The sequence below is a fragment of the Thiohalophilus sp. genome (genome assembly GCF_031581315.1).
Classification (GTDB): Bacteria; Pseudomonadota; Gammaproteobacteria; order UBA6429; family Thiohalophilaceae; genus Thiohalophilus.
On record NZ_JAVLAZ010000018.1, the window covers coordinates 1 to 19,439 of the forward strand.

General features: G+C 56.5%; 16 protein-coding genes. 8 read left to right on the plus strand and 8 right to left on the minus strand.

Going from position 1 to position 19,439, the window contains the following annotated elements:
- The 3 genes from RI563_RS04015 to lexA all read right to left on the minus strand — a co-directional run.
- On the minus strand, nt 1-1,138 hold a 1,138-nt coding region (locus RI563_RS04015), incomplete at its 3' end, for an alanine--glyoxylate aminotransferase family protein (RefSeq protein WP_310693060.1).
- A gap of 120 nt (nt 1,139-1,258) precedes the next feature.
- Nucleotides 1,259-1,744 (minus strand): Mut7-C RNAse domain-containing protein, encoded by a 486-nt coding sequence (locus tag RI563_RS04020; protein ID WP_310693061.1) that lies wholly within the window; start codon nt 1,742-1,744, stop codon nt 1,259-1,261.
- 9 nt (nt 1,745-1,753) lie between these two features.
- The gene (gene lexA, locus RI563_RS04025; RefSeq protein ID WP_310693062.1) at nt 1,754-2,218 is read right to left on the minus strand and encodes a transcriptional repressor LexA; all 465 of its coding nucleotides are present in this window, start codon (nt 2,216-2,218) and stop codon (nt 1,754-1,756) included.
- A gap of 144 nt (nt 2,219-2,362) precedes the next feature.
- Between lexA and RI563_RS04030 the strand changes: the two genes are divergently transcribed.
- Genes RI563_RS04030 through asd form a run of 3 tightly spaced genes read left to right on the plus strand, consistent with a single transcriptional unit; the run spans nt 2,363 to nt 4,397 of the window.
- Entirely contained in the window at nt 2,363-3,019 is a 657-nt protein-coding gene (locus RI563_RS04030; protein WP_310693063.1) for an SCO family protein, read from the plus strand.
- Nucleotides 3,020-3,023: 4 nt separating this feature from the next.
- Nucleotides 3,024-3,503 (plus strand): copper chaperone PCu(A)C, encoded by a 480-nt coding sequence (locus RI563_RS04035; protein WP_310693064.1) that lies wholly within the window; start codon nt 3,024-3,026, stop codon nt 3,501-3,503.
- Nucleotides 3,504-3,506: 3 nt separating this feature from the next.
- Nucleotides 3,507-4,397, plus strand: a complete 891-nt coding sequence (asd, locus tag RI563_RS04040) for an archaetidylserine decarboxylase (protein ID WP_310693065.1) — start codon at nt 3,507-3,509, stop codon at nt 4,395-4,397.
- A gap of 249 nt (nt 4,398-4,646) precedes the next feature.
- Here asd and epmA read toward each other — a convergent pair whose 3' ends face one another.
- Nucleotides 4,647-5,621 carry an EF-P lysine aminoacylase EpmA gene (gene epmA, locus RI563_RS04045; protein WP_310693066.1) on the minus strand — a complete coding sequence of 325 codons (975 nt, stop codon included), beginning with the start codon at nt 5,619-5,621 and terminating at the stop codon, nt 4,647-4,649.
- A 10-nt stretch (nt 5,622-5,631) separates the two neighbouring features.
- Nucleotides 5,632-6,201 carry an elongation factor P gene (gene efp / locus RI563_RS04050; RefSeq protein WP_310693067.1) on the minus strand — a complete coding sequence of 190 codons (570 nt, stop codon included), beginning with the start codon at nt 6,199-6,201 and terminating at the stop codon, nt 5,632-5,634.
- Nucleotides 6,202-6,305: 104 nt separating this feature from the next.
- Between efp and epmB the strand changes: the two genes are divergently transcribed.
- From epmB to RI563_RS04065, 3 genes are all read left to right on the plus strand, one after another.
- Nucleotides 6,306-7,313, plus strand: a complete 1,008-nt coding sequence (epmB, locus tag RI563_RS04055; protein ID WP_310693068.1) for an EF-P beta-lysylation protein EpmB — start codon at nt 6,306-6,308, stop codon at nt 7,311-7,313.
- A 151-nt stretch (nt 7,314-7,464) separates the two neighbouring features.
- A complete protein-coding gene (locus RI563_RS04060; RefSeq protein ID WP_310693069.1) occupies nt 7,465-9,327 on the plus strand; it encodes a hypothetical protein in 1,863 nt (620 codons plus the stop codon).
- 151 nt (nt 9,328-9,478) lie between these two features.
- On the plus strand, nt 9,479-11,560 hold the full coding sequence (locus RI563_RS04065) for an EAL domain-containing protein (protein ID WP_310693070.1): 2,082 nt from the start codon (nt 9,479-9,481) through the stop codon (nt 11,558-11,560).
- Between the two features lie 28 nt (nt 11,561-11,588).
- On the opposite strand, the gene RI563_RS04070 is transcribed toward RI563_RS04065, so the two are convergent.
- Both RI563_RS04070 and RI563_RS04075 read right to left on the minus strand, forming a co-directional pair.
- Complete coding sequence (locus RI563_RS04070; RefSeq protein WP_310693071.1) at nt 11,589-12,827, minus strand: DUF1015 domain-containing protein; 1,239 nt, start codon at nt 12,825-12,827, stop codon at nt 11,589-11,591.
- Between the two features lie 35 nt (nt 12,828-12,862).
- The gene (locus RI563_RS04075; protein WP_310693072.1) at nt 12,863-13,774 is read right to left on the minus strand and encodes a M48 family metalloprotease; all 912 of its coding nucleotides are present in this window, start codon (nt 13,772-13,774) and stop codon (nt 12,863-12,865) included.
- Between the two features lie 273 nt (nt 13,775-14,047).
- On the opposite strand from RI563_RS04075, the gene RI563_RS04080 reads away from it, so the two are divergent.
- Nucleotides 14,048-15,595, plus strand: coding sequence for an adenylate/guanylate cyclase domain-containing protein (locus RI563_RS04080; protein WP_310693073.1), 1,548 nt, complete (start codon nt 14,048-14,050; stop codon nt 15,593-15,595).
- Nucleotides 15,592-16,665, plus strand: a complete 1,074-nt coding sequence (locus tag RI563_RS04085; RefSeq protein WP_310693074.1) for a hypothetical protein — start codon at nt 15,592-15,594, stop codon at nt 16,663-16,665. The genes RI563_RS04080 and RI563_RS04085 overlap by 4 nt, the downstream gene beginning before the upstream one ends.
- Nucleotides 16,666-16,949: 284 nt before the next feature.
- Here RI563_RS04085 and parC read toward each other — a convergent pair whose 3' ends face one another.
- Nucleotides 16,950-19,196, minus strand: coding sequence for a DNA topoisomerase IV subunit A (gene parC / locus RI563_RS04090; protein WP_310693075.1), 2,247 nt, complete (start codon nt 19,194-19,196; stop codon nt 16,950-16,952).
- Between the last annotated feature and the right edge of the window lie 243 nt (nt 19,197-19,439).

Sequence of the window (19,439 nt, forward strand, 5' to 3'; positions counted from 1 at the left end):
TTTTGATCGGCGCGTTCATCTTGCTCAGCACCTCGTCCAGCGAGTTGAGACAGTACTCGATGTTGGCCGGGTTGCTGGCGTGGCCCATCAGGCCGATACGCCAGACCTTGCCGGCCAGGTTGCCGAGCCCGGCGCCGATTTCCAGGTTATAGTCGTTCAGCAAAATGGAACGCACTTCGGCATCGTCCACGCCTTCAGGAATCGTCACGGCGTTGAGCTGCGGCAGGCGATCACCTTCTTTAACCACAAAGCTCATGCCCATCGCTTCCAGGCCGGCCTTGAGCGCCTGATGATGATGCTGATGCCGGGCCCAGGCGTTTTCCAGCCCTTCTTCGTGCAGGATCAGCAGCGCTTCGTGCAGACCGTAGAGGTTATTGATCGGTGCGGTATGGTGGTAGGCGCGCTTGCCGCCACCACCCCAGTAGCCCATCACCAGGGTCAGATCCAGGAACCAGCTCTGGACTTTGGTTTGACGGTTTTTTACCACCTCGGCGGCCCGTTCGCTGAAGCTGACCGGTGAGAGTCCCGGCGGTGCGGAGAGGCATTTCTGGGTACCGGAGTAGATAGCATCGATTCCCCATTCGTCCACTTTCAGCGGGGTGCCGCCCAGCGAGGTGACCGCATCGACGATGGTCAGACAATCGTGCTGGCGGGCCAGATCGCAGAGGGTCCTGGCATCGGACTGGGCACCGGTGGAAGTTTCGGCATGCACGAAGGCGACAATCTTGGCATCGGGATTCGCCTTCAGGGCCGCTTCGACTTTTTGCGGATCGACCACAGTACCCCATTCATCCTCGACCATGATCGCCGTGGCGCCGCAGCGTTCGACGTTCTCTTTCATGCGCCCGCCAAATACGCCATTTTGACACACGATCACCTTGTCGCCCGGCTCCACCAGATTGACGAAGCAGGTCTCCATGCCGGCGGAACCGGGCGCGGAGACCGGGAAGGTGAGTTCATTTTTGGTTGCAAAGGCATACTGCAGCAATTCTTTCATCTCTTCCATCATGCCGATAAAGGCAGGGTCGAGATGGCCGATGGTCGGACGCCCCAGGGCTTCCAGGACCCGCGGACTGACATCGGAAGGACCCGGCCCCATCAGGGTCCGGTGGGGAGGAATGAATGATTTCATAGACAACACCTGTTCTTTTGCTCCGGGAAGTTCCGCGGAAGGTTAATAGCCGAGTAAAAAAGTCCAGTATAAAAGTTTTCTGCCGACTTGTCCCGGCCGGATCGACACCAGGCCCCAGAAAAGACCCTACTTTGCATCACCCCGGGTGGGCATACCGAACGCCTGCTGCCAGTGTTTGAGGCGATGGCGCATGCGCCGCACGTGACTGCCGTCCCAGTAGACCTTGTTACAGGTGGGACAGTATAGCGTGCCAGTCTGGTCGCGCACATCCGCCGGCAAGGTGGCCTGTCGGGCCTCGTCGGCCGGGCGCAGTTCGGTATTGCAGACCAGACAGCGGGTGAAGGGGCGGTATAACCAGTCGATGGGCAGCTGGTGGGAAAGGCTTGCGGCACACGCTTCGAGATTATTACCGTCCAGCAGGATGACATGGCCGGGGGCGCGGCGGTGTTCGAGCAGTTTGCGATCGCGGGTCAGCAACTGGCGCTGTTCGGCGATGGCCTCGCGTAGCAGTTCATAGTCGTCGCGGCCATCGCTTTCAATCAGGGTGTCGTATCCGGCGGCCCGCAACCAGCTACCAAGCCGTTGCAGCATTTCATCGCAGAGAAATTTCACCACCAGGGCTCAGTCAGCCGAACGAATGACTCCCGAGACAATGCCCAGAATCTGCACATCCTGGTTCTTGATATAAATCGGCTCCATGTCGGGATTGGCCGGTTGCAGGCGAATACCGTCATGCTCGACGTAGAATTTTTTCAATGTCACGCTCTCGCCGTTGATCATGGCCACCACGGTCTGGCCGTTTTCGGCGGTCTCGCGTTTTTCGATCACGATGACATCGCCATCCTGGATATTGTCGTCGATCATCGAATGGCCGCGCACCCGCAGAGCGTAGGTATTGCGGCGCACCATGTTCGCCGGCACCGAAATCCGTTCATCCTGCTCGCACAGGTCCATGGGCAGCCCGGCGGTCACCTCACCCAGCAGGGGAATACTCAACATGCCATCGGCAAACACGTCCAGGGCTTCGAGCTCCGGCGCCCAGACCGGGCGTTCCCCCTTGGGAATCAGATAGTTAATATTTGACATTGAGGTAATTCCTTAGGTATTTTTCCTAACCTTAGCCGGGTTAAACAAAAAATTCAAACCGGACTGGCCGGCCTCGGAACCTTCTTCCCCCGCCACAGACTAATCCAGGGTCTGTTGGTCACTGATTCGTGAGATAATAGCGCTATGTCTGATACCCGTATCCCCAAGTTCGTCAGTTATCCCCTCATCGCCCTGGTGGCCATCATCGCTGTCTGGCTGGGTGTCTGGCTCTCCCTGCAGGAGCAGGGTGGCGGCATTCCCGACAATATGGAAGCGACAGTGCTGCCCGAGGCGCGCCAGCTTCAGCCGTTTGCCCTGCAGAATCACCACGGGCAACCATTCGGCCTGGCGCAACTGGAAGGCCAGTGGAGCTTCCTGTTTTTCGGCTTTACCAATTGCCCCGACATCTGCCCGGCGACCCTGCACACCATGAAAAGCGTCTGGCAGAAACTGCCCACCGAGCCGGGTGACCCGGGCCATCCGCGACTGTTTTTTATCTCGGTCGATCCGGATCGTGACAGCCTGGATACACTGAAACAGTACGTGACCTATTTTGATCCCTCGTTTATCGGAGTGACCGGCAAACTGGACGAGATCGACAATCTGACCGGCCAGTTGGGCGTATTGTACGGTTATGACGAGAAGAAGAACGATAATCCCCTCGACTACACCGTGAACCACAGCGGCCAGGTGCTGCTGATCGATCCACAGGGCCGCTTGCGTGCCGTGCTTTCCCCGCCCCATGATTCAACCACCATGGCGCGTAACTACCAGATCATCACAGACTATTACGGAGATTAAAATCATGCTGCAAGTTCGCCCGCTTCTGATGTTCGGTTTGCTGGTCGCGTCCCTGGCCCCTGGCCTGGCCATCGCGCAACCCCTCACCTTTGAAAATGCCTGGTCCCCCGAGGCGCCGCCGGTCGCACCGGTAATGGCCGGCTATGTCCGGATCAGCAATGACGGCAGCGAGGATGTCTCACTCACCGGCGCCCATTGCTCCGACTTTGCCCGGGTGGAAATTCATGACATGGTCGAGCGGGATGGCATGATGCGCATGATCAAACAGGAGAGTCTGACCATCCCCGCCGGCAAACAGGTGGAACTGAAGCCGGGTAGCCTGCACATGATGCTGATGAAGCCCCGGCGGGCCATCAAGCGCGGAGAAACCCTGGAAATAACTTTTGAAACCGCCAGCGGCGAATCGATCCCGGTGACTTTCGAGGTCAAACCCCAGTCAGCCCGGGACCAGCAGCACGATAACCATCAACATCATCATCATTAAACGATGAGCTTTTCCCCCCTGACCCTGTTGCGCCGCACACAGCAGACCGCGTTTGTGGCCCTGCAGTATGCATTGCCACATCATCTGCTTTCACACCTGATGTGGCGTTTGACGCGGATTCGTATCCGCTGGTTAAAAAACTTTTTCATCCGGCACTTTATTCGTCTGTTCCGGGTCGACATGAGCGAAGCGGAACAGCCCGATCCGACCGCCTATCCCGACTTCAATCACTTTTTCACCCGGGCCCTGGCCGCCGACGCCCGGCCGCTGGCCGTCGGTGAGGGGAATGTCATCTGTCCGGTCGATGGCACGGTCAGCCAGCTGGGCCGATTGGAATACGAGACCCTGTTTCAGGCCAAGGGACATCGCTATTCACTGTCCCACCTGCTGGCGGATCACACCGAGGCTGTGCAAACATTTCAGGATGGCCACTTCGCCACCCTCTATTTGTCACCGCGTGATTACCACCGGATTCACATGCCGCTGGCCGGTACCCTGCGTGAGATGATCTATGTGCCGGGACGACTGTTCAGCGTCAACCCGACCACAGTCAGCCGCGTGCCGGATCTGTTTGCCCGCAACGAGCGGGTGATCTGCCTGTTCAACACCGATGCCGGTCCCATGGCCATGATCCTCGTCGGCGCTATCTTCGTCGCCAGCATCGACACCCTCTGGCACGGCACCATCACCCCCCCACGCGGCAAAACCGTCCAGCACTGGGATTACCGCAAGCACCCCGTACACCTGCAACAGGGCGAGGAAATGGGCCGCTTCAACATGGGCTCGACGGTGATCCTGCTGTTCGGCAAGAACGCGGTAACCTTCAGCGACCAACTCACCGCCGAAGGTCATGTGCAAATGGGGCAGCTCCTCGGGACACGTGCGGATAGCTAGTACACTGGAAATAACGCGGAGGGCGCGGAGACGCGGAGGCGCAGAGTAATTAAACTTAATCTGCTCAGCTTTATCTGCCGGCTTTTCATAAATAAAAGTTTGCAGTTAATACAGTTTATGTAACACCTCTTCTTGTCGAGAGATAAAACGGCCCCGCACTGCCCACACTTTATTTAAAAGAGAAACAGAAAAATATTTTCTCCGCGTCTCCGCGCCTCTGCGACCTCCGCGTTTATGACATGACTCTAACTAAGCACGTTCAATGCTGAAGCTAAGCACGTCGCGGATGTCGTCACAGCCGGAGGCGATCATGAGCAGTCGATCGAGCCCCAGGGCGACGCCGGCGCAGTCGGGCAGGCCATGTTCGAGGGCGGCGAGAAATTTTTCATCGATCTCCGGTACAAAGCGTCCCTGTTGCTGCCGCTGTTGTTGATCCTGCTCGAAGCGCTGGCGTTGTTCGACCGGGTCCTGTAATTCGTGATAGCCGTTGGCCAGTTCCAGGCCGTTGAGATACAGCTCGAAGCGGCTGGCGACCGTGATGTTGTCCTGTTGCTGCAGGCGGGCCAGCGCGCTCTGGCTGGCGGGATAGTCATAAATGAAGACCGGCCGGTTGGCGGGCAGTTGCGGTTCGATCGCGTGGGTGAGTAACAGGTCCAGCCAGCTGTCACGATCCATCACCTCATTACCAACGATATCGATATGCTGTTGCCGGGCGAGTTGCTGCAACTCCGCGACCGAGCAGGTAAAGGGATCTCGTTGCAGATAATGGTGAAAGAGATCGCGATAGCTGAACTTGCAGGTTTCATCCAGCGAGCAGGCATCGGCCAGCAAGACTCTGACCAGCTGTTCCAGTTCGTGCATCAGCGCGTGATGATCGAACCCGGGCCGGTACCATTCGAGCAGCGTGAATTCGGGATTGTGGCGGCGACCGGCCTCGCCGGCGCGAAACACCTTGCAGACCTGATAGATGGGCCCGCTGCCGGCGGCCAGCAGCCGTTTCATCGGGTATTCGGGAGAGGTGTGCAGATAACCGTCCGCACCGTCCAGCGGGATGCGTAGACTGTCGATGTGCACATCGGTAACGGCCTGGCGTTGCAGGATTGGTGTCTCGACCTCCAGCACATCGCGTTGCGCAAAAAAGGTCCGCAGCTGTTGCAGCATGCGGGCCCGCTTTTGCAGGACCGCGACATCGGCACCCGGTCGCCAGTCCCTGTCCGTGCTCATGGGTTAAGGATCACTCCTTCACGCGACCGACGTATTCCCCTTTGCGGGTATCTACCTTGATCTGTTCGCCTTCCTCGATGAACAGCGGGACCCGTACCACCGCGCCGGTATCGGTAGTGGCCGGTTTGCCGCCACCGCTGGCGGTGTCGCCCTTGACGCCGGGATCGGTCTGGGCAATGGTCAGCACCACGTGGTTGGGTGGCATGACACTGATGGGATTACCGTTCCACAGGGTCACGGTACAGACGTCCTGTTCCTTGAGCCACTTGGCGGCATCACCCACGGCCTTTTCATCCGCGGCGACCTGTTCAAAGGTTTCCGGGTGCATGAAATGCCAGGCCTCGCCGTCGTTATACAGGTACTGCATATCGGTATCCATGACATCGGCCGCCTCGACCGAATCGCCCGACTTGAAGGTTTTTTCCAGCACCCGGCCGGTCAGCAGATTGCGGATCTTGACCCGGTTGAAGGCCTGCCCCTTACCGGGTTTGACGAACTCGTTTTCGATAATCGTACAGGGATCTCCGTCGAGCATAATCTTGAGACCGCTTTTGAATTCATTGGTGCTATAGGTTGCCATGGAGGTCCTCGTTTCCTTGCTATACGGGTTATCTCGGTCGTTACCCGCACCGGCGAATCCGGTACACTGGGGCGGCAATCAAGCCATTAAAACTCGAATCCCCTATGATAACGCGAACTCCCCCCCTGTGGCATACCGCCGACTGGCAAAAATCTCTGGCCAGGGCCATTCGGGATCCCCGTGAGCTGCTGGCGACCCTGCAACTGCCCGACAGCCTGCTGGCGGGTGCCGACGCGGCCGGGCAGGACTTTCCCTTGCTGGTGCCCCGCGGCTACGTGGCCCGCATGCGGGTCGGCGATCCGCAGGATCCGTTGCTGCGTCAGGTGTTGCCGCTGGAGGCGGAGGGACTCCCCGCGCCGGGGTATGTGGCCGATCCGGTCGGTGATCTGTCAGCCATGGCGCGTCCGGGCGTTCTGCACAAGTACCACGGTCGGGCACTGGTAGTCGCCACCGGAGCCTGCGGGATTCATTGTCGCTACTGCTTCCGGCGCCATTTTCCCTATACCCGGGCCAACCCCATGCCCGAGCGCTGGCAACAGGTCCGCGATTACCTGCTGGCGGATGAGAGTATCGAGGAGCTGATCCTCAGCGGCGGGGATCCGCTGAGCCTGGCCGACCACCGTCTCGCCGGCCTGCTGGAGGCCGTGCAAAACGTGCCTCACCTCAAGCGAGTGCGCCTGCACACCCGCTATCCCGTGATTCTGCCCGAGCGACTCACCGGCGACCTGCTGGGTCTGTTGAGCGCGCTGCCCCAACAGGTCATCCTGGTCATTCACGCCAATCACGCCAATGAGATCGACGCCAACGTCCGACAGGTGCTCGTCCCATGGCGTCAGGCCGGGATCACGTTGCTTAATCAGGCCGTCCTGCTGCGCGGCGTCAATGACAGCGAATCGGCCCTGGCCGGCCTGAGCGAGGCGCTGTTTGCCGCCGGCGTGCTGCCCTATTATCTGCATCAGCTGGACCCGGTACAGGGCGCGGCCCATTTTGCTGTCGACGACAGCCGGGCGCGGACGCTGGAAACGGCGCTGCGCAACCGCTTGCCGGGTTATCTGGTCCCACGCCTGGTACGCGAGCAGGCCGGTGCACCCGCCAAGACACCACTGGTCTGATACCCCCCACCGCCGGTCATTTCCCGCCCCTGCGGCACTCTGTACAAGCGCAAAATTTAACCATATCGCCCTGGCGACTTGTGACATAGCCCACAATTTATGGTATTGAAAGTCTCAGGGAAGGGATAAAAAAAAGAAAAAGGAGTGGCCCGTGAGCCGAGCAGCAGGACTGGAGATACCCGAACAGCACAAGCCGACCCGGCAGGATCCGAGCCTGCGCCCCAAAAAGGTCGAGGCCTGGCTACAGAGCCTGCCCAAGGCGAACCTGGGCGAAACCGCCCGCCAGATCTATCAGCGCCTGGACCAGACCAACCAGTTACGTTACCCGTTTGTGGAACGCTTTCGTTTCCTCGAGCAGATGCGCGAACCGGTCCACTATGTGACCGATTCGATGCGCAAGCACTTTCTGGGCATGACCTTTCCCCTGCCGGATAAAAATCGCAAGATTGCCGCCGCCACGCGGGAAATTTACGCGGCCATGGCCACCGGTTACAAAATCGCCATTGAGGAAATGAGCCGTACCCATCCCCTGTTTCAGGATAAGAAACTGCTGGCCACGCTGTTGCAACGGGCCCTGTTCTATACCGGCCGCAACCTGGTCACCGTCTATCAGATTTACAGCCCTTGCGGGTCCGGTACCTGGCAAGAGTTACACAAGCTGTACGCCTGCGCCGAAGCGCGCAAACTGCACAAAACCGTGGTGAGCGACTATCAACACCAGAACGGCGACAAGACCAGCCCGCTGAGCGAATATCTGCGGCTGCTGTTACTGGCGCTGGCTTCGCCTTACCAGCTGCGCCAGGGAGAAATCCTCAAGATCTACACCGCGCTGGAACGCTGGACCCAGCGACTGGAGCTACGTCCCCTGAACTTGTCGAACACCGGCGACACCCAGCCCCGTTTTCTGGTGCGGCTCGACCGAGATGCCGCACCCCGCCCCGCGGCCTATTCAGTTATCCGCGAGGAACGCCAGCCCTACTACCGCATTCTGGCTACCGATCGGCTGACGCAGCTGCTGCGCGATGAGATTCGCAATAATGAAGAGGTCGTCTCCACGACCCTGACCAGTGTCGATCTGGGGCGCCCCGATCTCTCCCATGATCTGATGCGCCGTCTCCTGGTGGCCTGGGGGGCCGAAGCCAAACGCAGTTTCCCGCGCAGCCCGAAACAGGAGGCGGTGGAGGTCACCATCGGCCTGAGCGCCACCCACCGCTTTCTCAACCACCTGGCGCGGCGCCACCACGGCAAGCGGGACCTGTTTGAGCATCGCGCCCACTATGAAAGCCAGGAAATCAAAAGCCTCAATGAGCCGCAGCACGATGTCTGGGACATGATTTATCAGACCGACACCGCCAGCTTCGATACCAGCAGCATCATGCCCCTGGTCAATGAGGAACTGGCCCGCCACGAGGCGCCTCCCGAGGCCGATGAATCGGGCCTGGATCCGGATGCCGGCCACTATCAGGCCGGCAGCTGGCTGATACTCAATGAAAGTGCCAGCGGCTATTGTCTGGAATACCATGATGACGATACCACCCAGGCCCAGGTCGGCGAGCTGGTGGGTATCCGTCGCGGCCAGAATGGCAAGACCCTCAAATGGGGCATCGGGGTAATACGCTGGCTGAAGTTTGCCGCCGAACAGCCAAAGGACTCGGCCGGCAAGACCGTGCAAATGGGCATCGAAATGCTCAATCCGGCGGCCGCCGCTGTCGGCATTCGCCCGGCCGCCGCCAGCAACAATCCGGAAAATTACCAGCGCACCCTGATGCTACCCGAGATTCGTGCCATGCATCAGCCCGCCACGCTGATCACCGGCCCGGTGCCCTGGCGCCCCGGACAGCACGCCGTGATCAACATCCTGGGCAAGGAGATGCCAGTGGTCCTCACTCACGCTCTGCAAAATACCGGATTGTTTGCCCAGTTCCAGTTCCAGCCCCAATCGCAGGACACGGAACGCAAGGAGAACAATAAAGCGGAAGAAGATACCCTCTCGCAGGTCTGGTCCAGCATCTAATCCCTTCCAACCCCTCTCAAGCTCCTCAACCCCGCAGCCGATAGCTTATTCAGGCGGGAAGCGGCTTGCCCCGCACGCCTGAACAGTGACATGATAGCCGCTACGGAAAACCGGTTAATACAAGAAAAATCAAACAGCTAAGGGATTCACGGTGAGTGACGCGGACCTTCTAAGACTCCTGACCATCTTCGACAATAGCGAGGAAGCCGAAGGGCTGATCAATACCCTGCGCAATGCCGGGCACATCATCCGGGATATTCGCGTCGAGGACGAGGAAGATCTCGAAAAAGCCCTTGAGGAAAACCCGGTGGATATCATTCTGGCCAAACAGGCCACGCCGTTGATCACCGCGAAACAGGTGATCGAATATATCATCAAATCTGGACGCGATATTCCGGTCATTGTTGTCACTCCGTCAGGTGAAATCGACAACGCGCTGGAAGCCATGCAATCCGGTGCCCGGGACAGCCTGGAACTGGGCCAGAACGAACGGCTCAAGCTGGTTATCAAGCGCGAAGTGACCGATCTGAAAAACCGGCGCGGCCTGCGGCGCAGCGAAAAAATGCTGCATGAATCAGAAAAGCGCGCCCGGGATCTGATCGACAACTCGCGGGATGCCATTTCCTACGTACACGATGGCATGCATATCTATGCCAATAACGCCTACCTCAAGATGTTTGGGTATGACACGCTGGAGGATATCGAAGGCGTGCCCATTCTGGATATGGTCAGCAGCGAAGACCATGCCAAAATGAAGGAGTTCCTGCGCAAGTATTCCAAGGGCCAGAGCACCGACGACACTCTGGAAGTGCACGGTCAAACGCTCGACGGCAACAAATTCAAGATCATTATGGAATTCTCCACTGCCAGTATGGAAGGCGAAGCCTGCTCGCAGATCATTATTCGCGATCAGTCCACCACCAAGGAGCTGGAAAAACAACTCAATGTCCTGAGCAAACAGGACCTGCTGACCGGCCTCTATAATCGCAACTATTTTCTGGAGCAGGTCGACAAGGTTGTCGCCAAAACCGTCGAGGACAAGGCCCAGGGGGCACTACTGTATCTCGTGATTGACGAGTTCGAAAAACACAAGGAAGAACATGGTATCTCCGGTGCCGATCTGCTACTGACCGACATCGCCGGTATGCTCAAGGAAAAAGTGGGCAACATGGGTACCCTGGCCCGCTTTGAAGGCCACCACTTCACATTTTTGCTGACCGGTACCGATCTCAAGCAGGCGGAAAAAATCGCCGGCGGACTGGTCAAACTGATCCAGGATCACTCCTCGGATATCAATGGCAAGCTGGTCAATGCCAAGGCCAGTATCGGTCTTGCGCATATCAACGAAACCGTCAAAAACACCCAGGAAGCTATCAATCGCGCTATCAAGGGTTTCCACGCCGCCGAGAAAGCCGGCGGTAATCAGTATTATGTCTATAACCCGGCTGTGGAAGATCTCGAGGAGCAGGAGCAGATCGCCCACTGGTCACACCGCATCAAGGAAGCACTCAAACACAATCAGTTCAAGTTGCTCTACCAACCGATAGTCAGCCTGCATGGTGAAACCGGCGAACACTATGAAGTGCTGGTTCGCATGCTGGACGAGCAAGGGGAGGATTTGCCACCGTCGGAATTCATCCCCGCCGCCAATCAGGCGGATCTGATGAAATATATCGACCGCTGGGTCATTGCCAACACCTTTAAAGTATTGGCCGAGCGGACCCAGCAACAGAAGCAAACCCGCTTTTTCATCAAAATATCCCAGGGTTCGCTAATCGATCCGGAATTCATTCCCTGGGTTTCAGATCGCATCAAGTCACTGCGTCTGGATGCCACGCTGCTGGTATTCGAGCTGAGCGAGGACACGGCACTGAACAATATCAATGCCGCAAAGGCACTCGTCGATGCCTTCAAACAACTCAATTGCCGCACGGCGCTGGAGAATTTCGGCATCGAGCAGAATACCTTCCAGTCTATCAAGCAACTGCCCGTCGACTACCTCAAGATCCACGCCAGCCTGATTCAGAACCTCGCCCAGAATGTCGAACATCAGGACAAGGTCAAGGAAATCACCAACGAAGCCGGCCAGCGCAGCATGCGCTCCATCGCCGCCTGCGTCGAGGATGCCAACAGTCTGGCCGTACTCTGGCAGTGCAGTATCGACTTCTTCCAGGGTCATTTCCTGCAAGAACCCGATACCAGCCTCAGTTATGACTTCGAGGAAGGCTTTTGATTTATATTCCTACCCGACTTCTCCCTGATCAATCCAGTACGTGAGAGACCAGCCCATCGGCCAGTTTGGGTTCGAACCAGGTGGATTTGGGTGGCATCACCTCTTCGGCGTCAGCGACTGCCATCAGCTCGGACAGGGCGGTCGGATAGAGGGCAAAGGCCACCTGCATTTCACCACTGTCGACCCGTTTTTCCAGTTCGCCAAGACCGCGTATACCACCGACAAAGTCGATGCGCTTGTCACGGCGCGGATCATTTATCCCCAGTACCGGCTCGATCAGGTTGTTTTGTAACAGACTGACATCGAGACGCCCAACCGGGTCCTGCTCCGGAATCTGTGCCGACTTGATAGTCAGACGGTACCATTGTCCCGACAAGTACATACCGAACTCGCCAGAACGGGCGGGTTTGACCTGTTGCTCACTGGTTTGCACGTCAAACCGCTCCTCCAGCTGTTTCAAAAACTCGGCCTGTTCCAGACCGTTGAGATCCCGCACTACCCGGTTATAGTCCAGGATGTTCATCTGATTGTCCGGGAAAATGACTGACAGAAAATAGTCGTAGCTGGCCTCGCCATCTTCATGTGACCCGCTGTTGCGCATTTCGGCCACTCGCGATGCAGCCGCCGAACGATGATGGCCGTCTGCAATGTACAGACAATTCATTGCCTCAAAGGTTTCTGTGATGAGATCAATATCCTTCTCCCCGGTAACGCGCCAGAGTCTATGACGCACGCCGTCATCGGCGGTCAGATCATAAAGCGGTGAGGACTGGCTGATTCTGTCGGTTAGCGAATCAATGGCGGCATTATGCCGATAAGTCAGAAATACCGGACCGGTCTGGGCATTCAATGCGTCAATTTGCCTGACCCGGTCAGCCTCCTTGTCCGGTCGAGTGTATTCATGCTTGCGAATCCGGTTGCGATCATATTCGGCAACAGAGGCGACAGCCACCAGGCCGGTCTGGATATGATCATTCATCTGTAACTCATACAGGTAATAACATTCCTGCGGCTCTCTCATCAGCACGCCTTTGTCTATCAGTTTTTGCAGGTTATCAGCGCCCTGATTGTAGACCTGATCGGAATAGGGATCTGTCCCTTCAGGTAGATCGATCTCCGGTTTGGATATATGCAAAAAACTGTAAGGACGGCCCTCGGCTTTCTGTCTGGCCTCTTCAGTATTTAATACATCATAGGGCGGGGCGATAACATCATCAGCATGTTCCGGTACCGGCCGCAGGCCGGCAAACGGGCGAATCAAAGACATACGAACTCCTCGGTTTATTTTTGTTTACTGTTAAGTCATGTCAGTGTATGACCAGAGAGCTTGTCCTCGCGCCGATCATCGAGCAGGCGCAAGGCCGCCAGTCGCTCAAACAGCATGGGGTGGCTGTTAAACAACTGCATGAAACGAAATTTAAGACGTCCGGACAAACCAAATGCCGCCAGTTGCCCACCCTGACCGGATGTCATCATGCTGTCAAGATAACGCAGAGCAGCGCGCATTTGCCTGTGACCGACCAGTTCGGCGGCCTGGCGATCGGCCCGGTATTCGCAATGCCGGCTGAAATGCATAATCAGCACACTGGCCAGCCAACCTCCCGCCAGCTGCAATACCACCACGCTCGCCCAGAAAACCGCACCGCCGGCGGCATAGCCCGGCCAGACCTTCCTTGCCAGTGTATCAAGCATTCTGGCCGGCAGTTCGATGAAAACCGTCAACACGCCTTGCAACAGGGCCAGAACCTGTACGTCGCCATTGGCAATATGACTGATCTCATGTGCCAGAACCGACTCCAGTTCCCGCGGATTCAATCCGTGCACCAGCCCTTCGCTCAGAACGAGCGTTGCCTTGTGGCGGCGCAATCCCAGGGCGAAGGCATTAAATTCGCGGGAAGGATAAATGGCGATTCGTGGCGGGCTTATCTCGCGCCGCAAGGCCAGGCGGAATGATGTGGTATGCAACCACTGTTCCAGGCCACTGAGTGGTTGTTGCAGCTGACGGGCCTTGAGAATTTGCCGGCAGTACAGCCAGGGAACAAGAAGAGAGATCAGGCCGGCGGCGAAGATCAGAGCGGTCAATAATCCTGGCAGCGACAGAGTACCCGGCTCCCAGCCCTGCCTATACAATAACCACAGCCAAGGGAAGCCGCCGAGGAACAGCGCCACGGCGCTCGCCGTCAGCATGACGAGTGACTTGAGCCATCCCGTCATAACCTCAACCTTGCGCACCTGTCTGTACTAACCTTTTCAAGCCTTTGCGCTCCTTCTCGATATTTTATGACACAGATCACAAAATTGTCGGCGGGGCGCCGGATTCCTCACGCGTAGGCGCAACCCGGCCGATTATGCTTTAATATATAGGGGATTATACCTCTCTGGGAAGGACCAGATTCACCAAATCGGAGGAACATCCGGCAGCCCCGGCCAGCGAATCTGGCCATGGCGCATATGGCATAGGCTTGACCACCCGGATAACAGGAAATTATGGCTTCACCCCCGGCACAACGCAGCATCATTCATCGCATCAAACGCTGGCGAGCGCGCACCGGCTTCCGGCTGCGTCGGCTTGTCCACGACCGGCTGCCGGAATATTTCCCCATTGCCTATAAACTGTCCCTGATTATTACGCTGCTTATCAGCGGCGGGATGATTCTACTTGGGCTGGTTATCGTGACCAATCAGACCGAATTATTGCGTGGCCAGATGGATGAGTTTGGTCAGACCATGGTCAACCAGGTCGCCGAATCCTCAAAGGAACTGGTCCTGTCGGACGACACGCTGAGCCTGATGGTTGTGATCAGCAACCTGGGGACTAATGAAAACGTGCTCGGCGCGGCGATTTATTCCGACAACGGCGAGGTACTTGCGTCCTCCGGAGCTAACCCCTCCGGGGATATTATCAACCTGTACGGTGAATCGACCCGGATTGGCAATAACAGCTACAGTGTGCCCTGGCAGTCATCCAGCGATGCCGGTACATACACCAGCGCGGTCGCTTTCATGACACCTGTTCGCTTTCAAGGGGTCATCGCCGGCCACGCCCTGGTCAGTTTCAGTAAAGAGGCACTGAACGAGTCAATCCAGCACACGATCAGTGCCATTGCAGCCGCGACCATTCTTATGATTATCCTCGGTATTATTATTGCCTTCATAATGGGGGACCGCCTGTCTCGTCCGATACACCAGCTAATGAATGCCAGTAAGGCGATTGGCAGCGGCAACTACGGCTACCGTATTCAGGAACGGCGTAACGATGAAATCGGTTATCTAACCTCAGCCTTCAATGACATGGCAAAAGGCTTGTTGGAAAAAAACCAGGTGGAAAGTGCGTTTTCGCGCTATGTCTCACCCAATGTTGCCAAACAGATTCTTTCCAATCTTGACTCGGTTCATCTTGGTGGTAAACATATGGATGGCAGTGTACTGTTTGCCGATATTGTCGGTTTTACCAGTATGTCGGAAAAACTCCCGCCGGATGAGGTCGCCGACCTGCTCAATGAATACTTCTCGTATATTTCCATGGTCAGCCAGCTTTATCGCGGCACGATTGACAAATACATGGGTGATTGCGCGATGATTGTATTCGGCATTCCGGACAACGATGAAGAACACAAATTCAATGCCATCGCCTGCGCCGTCATGATTCAACGCCTGGTTGAAACCCTGAATGCCCGAAGGATACGAGACGGGAAATACCCGGTCTACTTCCGCATCGGAGTCAATAGCGGAGTCATGCTTGCCGGAAACATGGGTTCTCCCGAACGCATGCAATACACCGTCGTTGGCGAGGCAGTCAATCTGGCCTCCCGACTTCACACGGTTGCCGAAAAGGGACAGATCATCATCACCGAGCCTTTCTACAAGGACAGTGACATCAACTGGCGTGTGCTGGCTCAGAAACACAAATCCATTCACCTGCGAGGTATTGCCGAACCTGTCTCCACATATATCGTCAACGATATCACGCAAACTTACCGGGCCACCATGGATTCCCAGTTGCGTGAGATTCTATCCGGCAAAAGTGTTGCATGAATTTTCTTCGCATCCTTGTCATTTTCAGCCTCACCCTCTCCTTCACAGGTTGTGCCTACCTGCACTCCTTTGATTCCAATCTGCCGGAAAAAATCGACCAGTGGATTGAAGAGGAACAATATGGCAAGGCTCTGGACACCCTGGAACATGTCCGCGAGGATAACCGTAATTACGCCCTGTTGATGAAACAAAAGGCACGAATCCTGTCGCTGGCGGCAAAACTGGAAAAAGAAACTATCGCGCGTGCGCGGCAGCTCGTTGCCAGAAACGAGTGGTATAACGCCTCTCAACTCTATCAGGAAGCATTGCGTAAGTACCCTGATAGTGAAGCACTGGAAAACGCATATGATGATTTTATTAAAAAACGTCAGACATACCTGGCGGCCCTTGAAACCCGGCTGTTAATTAACAAAGGCAACTGGCTGAAACAAAATGCCTCCATTTACAGCCGGGTCAAAGCGGCCCTTCCGGATAATTACCGTTCTGTTGACGGCATCCGCGACTACGAAAGCGATCAGCGGCGGACAACACAAGCACTGGTTGAATGCGCACTGACGGCGGACAGTGCCGACAACATTAATCTGGCACGTCAGTGTGTGCTTCTGGCGGAGCGCCTGAAGCCGGCATTAAAACAAGACCCGCGACTGGCCAGTATTCGCGAGCGCATCGGGGAGGCGCGCGAAGCCCGCCTTACCCGATATAAAAACCGGATTACTGATCTCATGGCCGAGCTCAGACAGGGCAACAGTCTGGATAATCTGCAACGGGCCCGGGATCGCCTGCAGAGTTCGGGACAGTACGGTACACTGGACGATGAAACACTGGAGCTGCTCGACAATCTCCGCAAACGTTTGCAGGAAGGCATCAATCAGCGCATGGAGTCGGCACGCCGTCTGTACAGCCAGGGAAAGATACAGCAGGCACTGCAAATCTGGGAATCACTGCACAGCATCGACCCGGGCAATCAGCAACTGGAAGCACACATCGAACGTGCCCGGCGAGTACTCGAAAAACTTCAGCGTCTGCAGCAGGAAGGCAGTGTGGTTAGCCCGCCGGCCCTGCAAAACTGAGACTTTTCACTGCCAGTCGACAGGGTTCGGTATTTCGGCGGTGATACCTGTTCTGGTCTGGTCTGGTGTGAAGTAATAGGAAAAAGCCTGTCTCTCGCAAAGACGCCACGGCGCCAGGAGATCGGCCATGGCTCATACTCGGCGCGCTCTGCCTATTTGCATCTTTGCGAGAGTATTATATATAGCCGGACATCATCGTGACCAGGAGTACGGTGCGTGGGACGCACCTCTCCCTGGCATAGCCCCCTCCGGGGCTTTCGTCATATTAGGTAGCAGCTGGCTTGTTACTCTTCCACCGGCTCCATGCGTGTCACGTTACGGAATCCCTGCGGTAGTTTGATACCCCGCTGGGCCCGTTCGCCTTCATAAGGTTCCATTTCTTCCGGCTTGAGCACCTTGTGTCTTTTGCCCGAGTAGATCTTGAGGCTCTCCTGTTCCTCCAGCACTGTCACTGCCGTGGCATATTCCTGGCCGCTTTTCGCTTTGGCCGGGGGGATATTCATAATCTTGACGCCCTTGCCCTTGGGCAATACCGGCAATTCGGCCACATGGTGAATGAGTAACTTGCCTTCATTGGAGACCATGGCCACCCAGTAGGTCTCCATGTCTGTTACCGGCACCGGCGGCAGAACCTTTGCCCCGTCCGGGACTTTCAGCATCGCCTTGCCCTTTTTGTTGCGGGTAATCATGTCTTCCAGTTTCGCGACCAGCCCGTAACCATGGCTGGTCGCCAGCAATACGAGTTGATCGGCGCTGCCGGTCACCACACCACAGAAGATGGCACCGGACGGCGGACTCAGACGACCGGTCAACGGCTCTCCCTGGCCTCGGGCAGACGGCAGGGTGTGTGCGGGCAAGGCATAGGTGCGCCCGGTGGAATCGATCACCACGGCCAGCTGATTGGACTTGCCACGCGCGCTGTTCAGATAGGCATCGCCGGATTTGTAGTTAAGCTCGGTCGGATCCATCTCATGTCCTTTGGCGGTCCGAATCCAGCCTTTTTCCGACAAGACGATCGTCACCGGATCGGCGCTGACCAGTTCGGTAACATCCAGTGCCTGGGCCGCTTCACGGCTCACGATCGGTGAGCGCCTCTCATCGCCGTATTCCTTCGCGACTTCCTTGAGTTCCTTCTTTACCAGTGTCTTGAGACGTTGTTTGGAGCTCAGGATTTTCTCCAGCTCGGCCTGTTCCTCTTTCAGCTCTTGTTGTTCGGTGCGAATACTCATCTCTTCGAGCTTGGCAAGATGCCGCAATTTGAGCTCGAGGATCGCTTCGGCCTGTTCATCCGACAGTTTGAAGCGTTTCATCAAGACCGGCTTGGGCTTGTCATTCTCGCGAATAATCTTGATCACCTCATCAATGTTGAGATAAGCGATCATCAGGCCATCGAGGATGTGCAAGCGCTTGCTGACCTTGTCCAGACGATATTCCAGACGCCTGCGCACGGTATCGGTGCGGAAGGTCAGCCAGTCATTGAGCAGGTCTTTGAGATGACGTACGCCGGGTCGACCATTGAGGCCGATGACGTTCATGTTGACCCGGTAAGTCCGCTCCAGATCAGTGGTCGCAAACAGATGGGTCATTACTTCATCCGCGTCCACCCGGTTGGAGCGTGGCACGATCACCAGGCGGGTCGGATGCTCGTGATCCGACTCGTCACGCAGGTCCACCACCATCGGCAATTTTTTGGCCTGCATCTGCGCGGCAATCTGTTCCAGTATCTTCGCCGGCGAGGTCTGATGTGGCAGCGCGGTAATGATGATGTCATCCTTCTCCCGCTCGTAGCGGGCCCGCATGCGGATGGAACCGTGACCGGTTTCATACATTTTCACCAGATCGGCTTTCGGTGTAATAATCTCCGCATCGGTAGGATAGTCCGGCCCGGGCAGGTGCTTGCAAAGCTCCTTGATGGTGGTCTTGGGATTTTCCAGCAGATGGACCGACGCGTTAAGCAGTTCGGTCAGATTATGCGGCGGAATATCGGTACTCATTCCCACGGCAATGCCGGTCGTTCCGTTCATCAGAACATGCGGAACCCGGGAGGGCAGAACTTCCGGTTCACTCATCGTGCCGTCGAAATTGGGCACCCAGTCAGCCGTTCCCTGCCCCAGCTCGGACAACAACAGATCCGCGTAGCGGGACAGCCGTGCTTCGGTATAACGCATGGCCGCGAAGGATTTGGGATCATCCGGCGAGCCCCAGTTGCCCTGGCCTTCCAACAATGGATAACGATAGGAGAACGGCTGCGCCATGAGGACCATCGCTTCATAGCAGGCGCTGTCGCCGTGGGGATGGAACTTACCCAGTACATCACCGACCGTTCTCGCGGACTTCTTGAATTTCGAACCCGCCTTGAGCCCGAGATCGGACATGGCATAGACAATACGCCGCTGCACCGGTTTGAGCCCGTCACCCACGTGCGGCAACGCCCGATCCATGATGACGTACATCGAATAATCAAGATACGCCCGCTCGGTAAACTCCTTTAACGGCAGCAGTTCAATATTTTCTTCGAATTGATTGCTCATAGTCTGTACTGATTTGGCTTAAATAATGTGAGTCCGCAAATGAACGCGAATACACGCGAATAAATAACAAGTCGTTCATTGCAAAATCATTGGCGTATATTTGCGTGCATTTGCGGATAAAAATACAAATCAAACTCTTCGCAGCAGCAGTTCAATGTTCTCATCAAATTGATTACTTATAATCTGTTCTGATTTGGCTTAAATAATGTGAGTCCGCAAATGAACGCGAATACACGCGAATAA

What these genes read in the sequence shown, in the direction of transcription:
- lexA (WP_310693062.1), bottom strand. Translation starts at nt 2,218, where the DNA reads ATGTCAAATATTAACTATCTGATTCCCAAGGGGGAACGCCCGGTCTGG.
- RI563_RS04030 (WP_310693063.1), top strand. Translation starts at nt 2,363, where the DNA reads ATGTCTGATACCCGTATCCCCAAGTTCGTCAGTTATCCCCTCATCGCC.
- RI563_RS04035 (WP_310693064.1), top strand. Translation starts at nt 3,024, where the DNA reads ATGCTGCAAGTTCGCCCGCTTCTGATGTTCGGTTTGCTGGTCGCGTCC.
- asd (WP_310693065.1), top strand. Translation starts at nt 3,507, where the DNA reads ATGAGCTTTTCCCCCCTGACCCTGTTGCGCCGCACACAGCAGACCGCG.
- epmA (WP_310693066.1), bottom strand. Translation starts at nt 5,621, where the DNA reads ATGAGCACGGACAGGGACTGGCGACCGGGTGCCGATGTCGCGGTCCTG.
- efp (WP_310693067.1), bottom strand. Translation starts at nt 6,201, where the DNA reads ATGGCAACCTATAGCACCAATGAATTCAAAAGCGGTCTCAAGATTATG.
- epmB (WP_310693068.1), top strand. Translation starts at nt 6,306, where the DNA reads ATGATAACGCGAACTCCCCCCCTGTGGCATACCGCCGACTGGCAAAAA.
- RI563_RS04070 (WP_310693071.1), bottom strand. Translation starts at nt 12,827, where the DNA reads ATGTCTTTGATTCGCCCGTTTGCCGGCCTGCGGCCGGTACCGGAACAT.
- RI563_RS04075 (WP_310693072.1), bottom strand. Translation starts at nt 13,774, where the DNA reads ATGACGGGATGGCTCAAGTCACTCGTCATGCTGACGGCGAGCGCCGTG.
- RI563_RS04080 (WP_310693073.1), top strand. Translation starts at nt 14,048, where the DNA reads ATGGCTTCACCCCCGGCACAACGCAGCATCATTCATCGCATCAAACGC.
- RI563_RS04085 (WP_310693074.1), top strand. Translation starts at nt 15,592, where the DNA reads ATGAATTTTCTTCGCATCCTTGTCATTTTCAGCCTCACCCTCTCCTTC.
- parC (WP_310693075.1), bottom strand. Translation starts at nt 19,196, where the DNA reads ATGAGCAATCAATTCGAAGAAAATATTGAACTGCTGCCGTTAAAGGAG.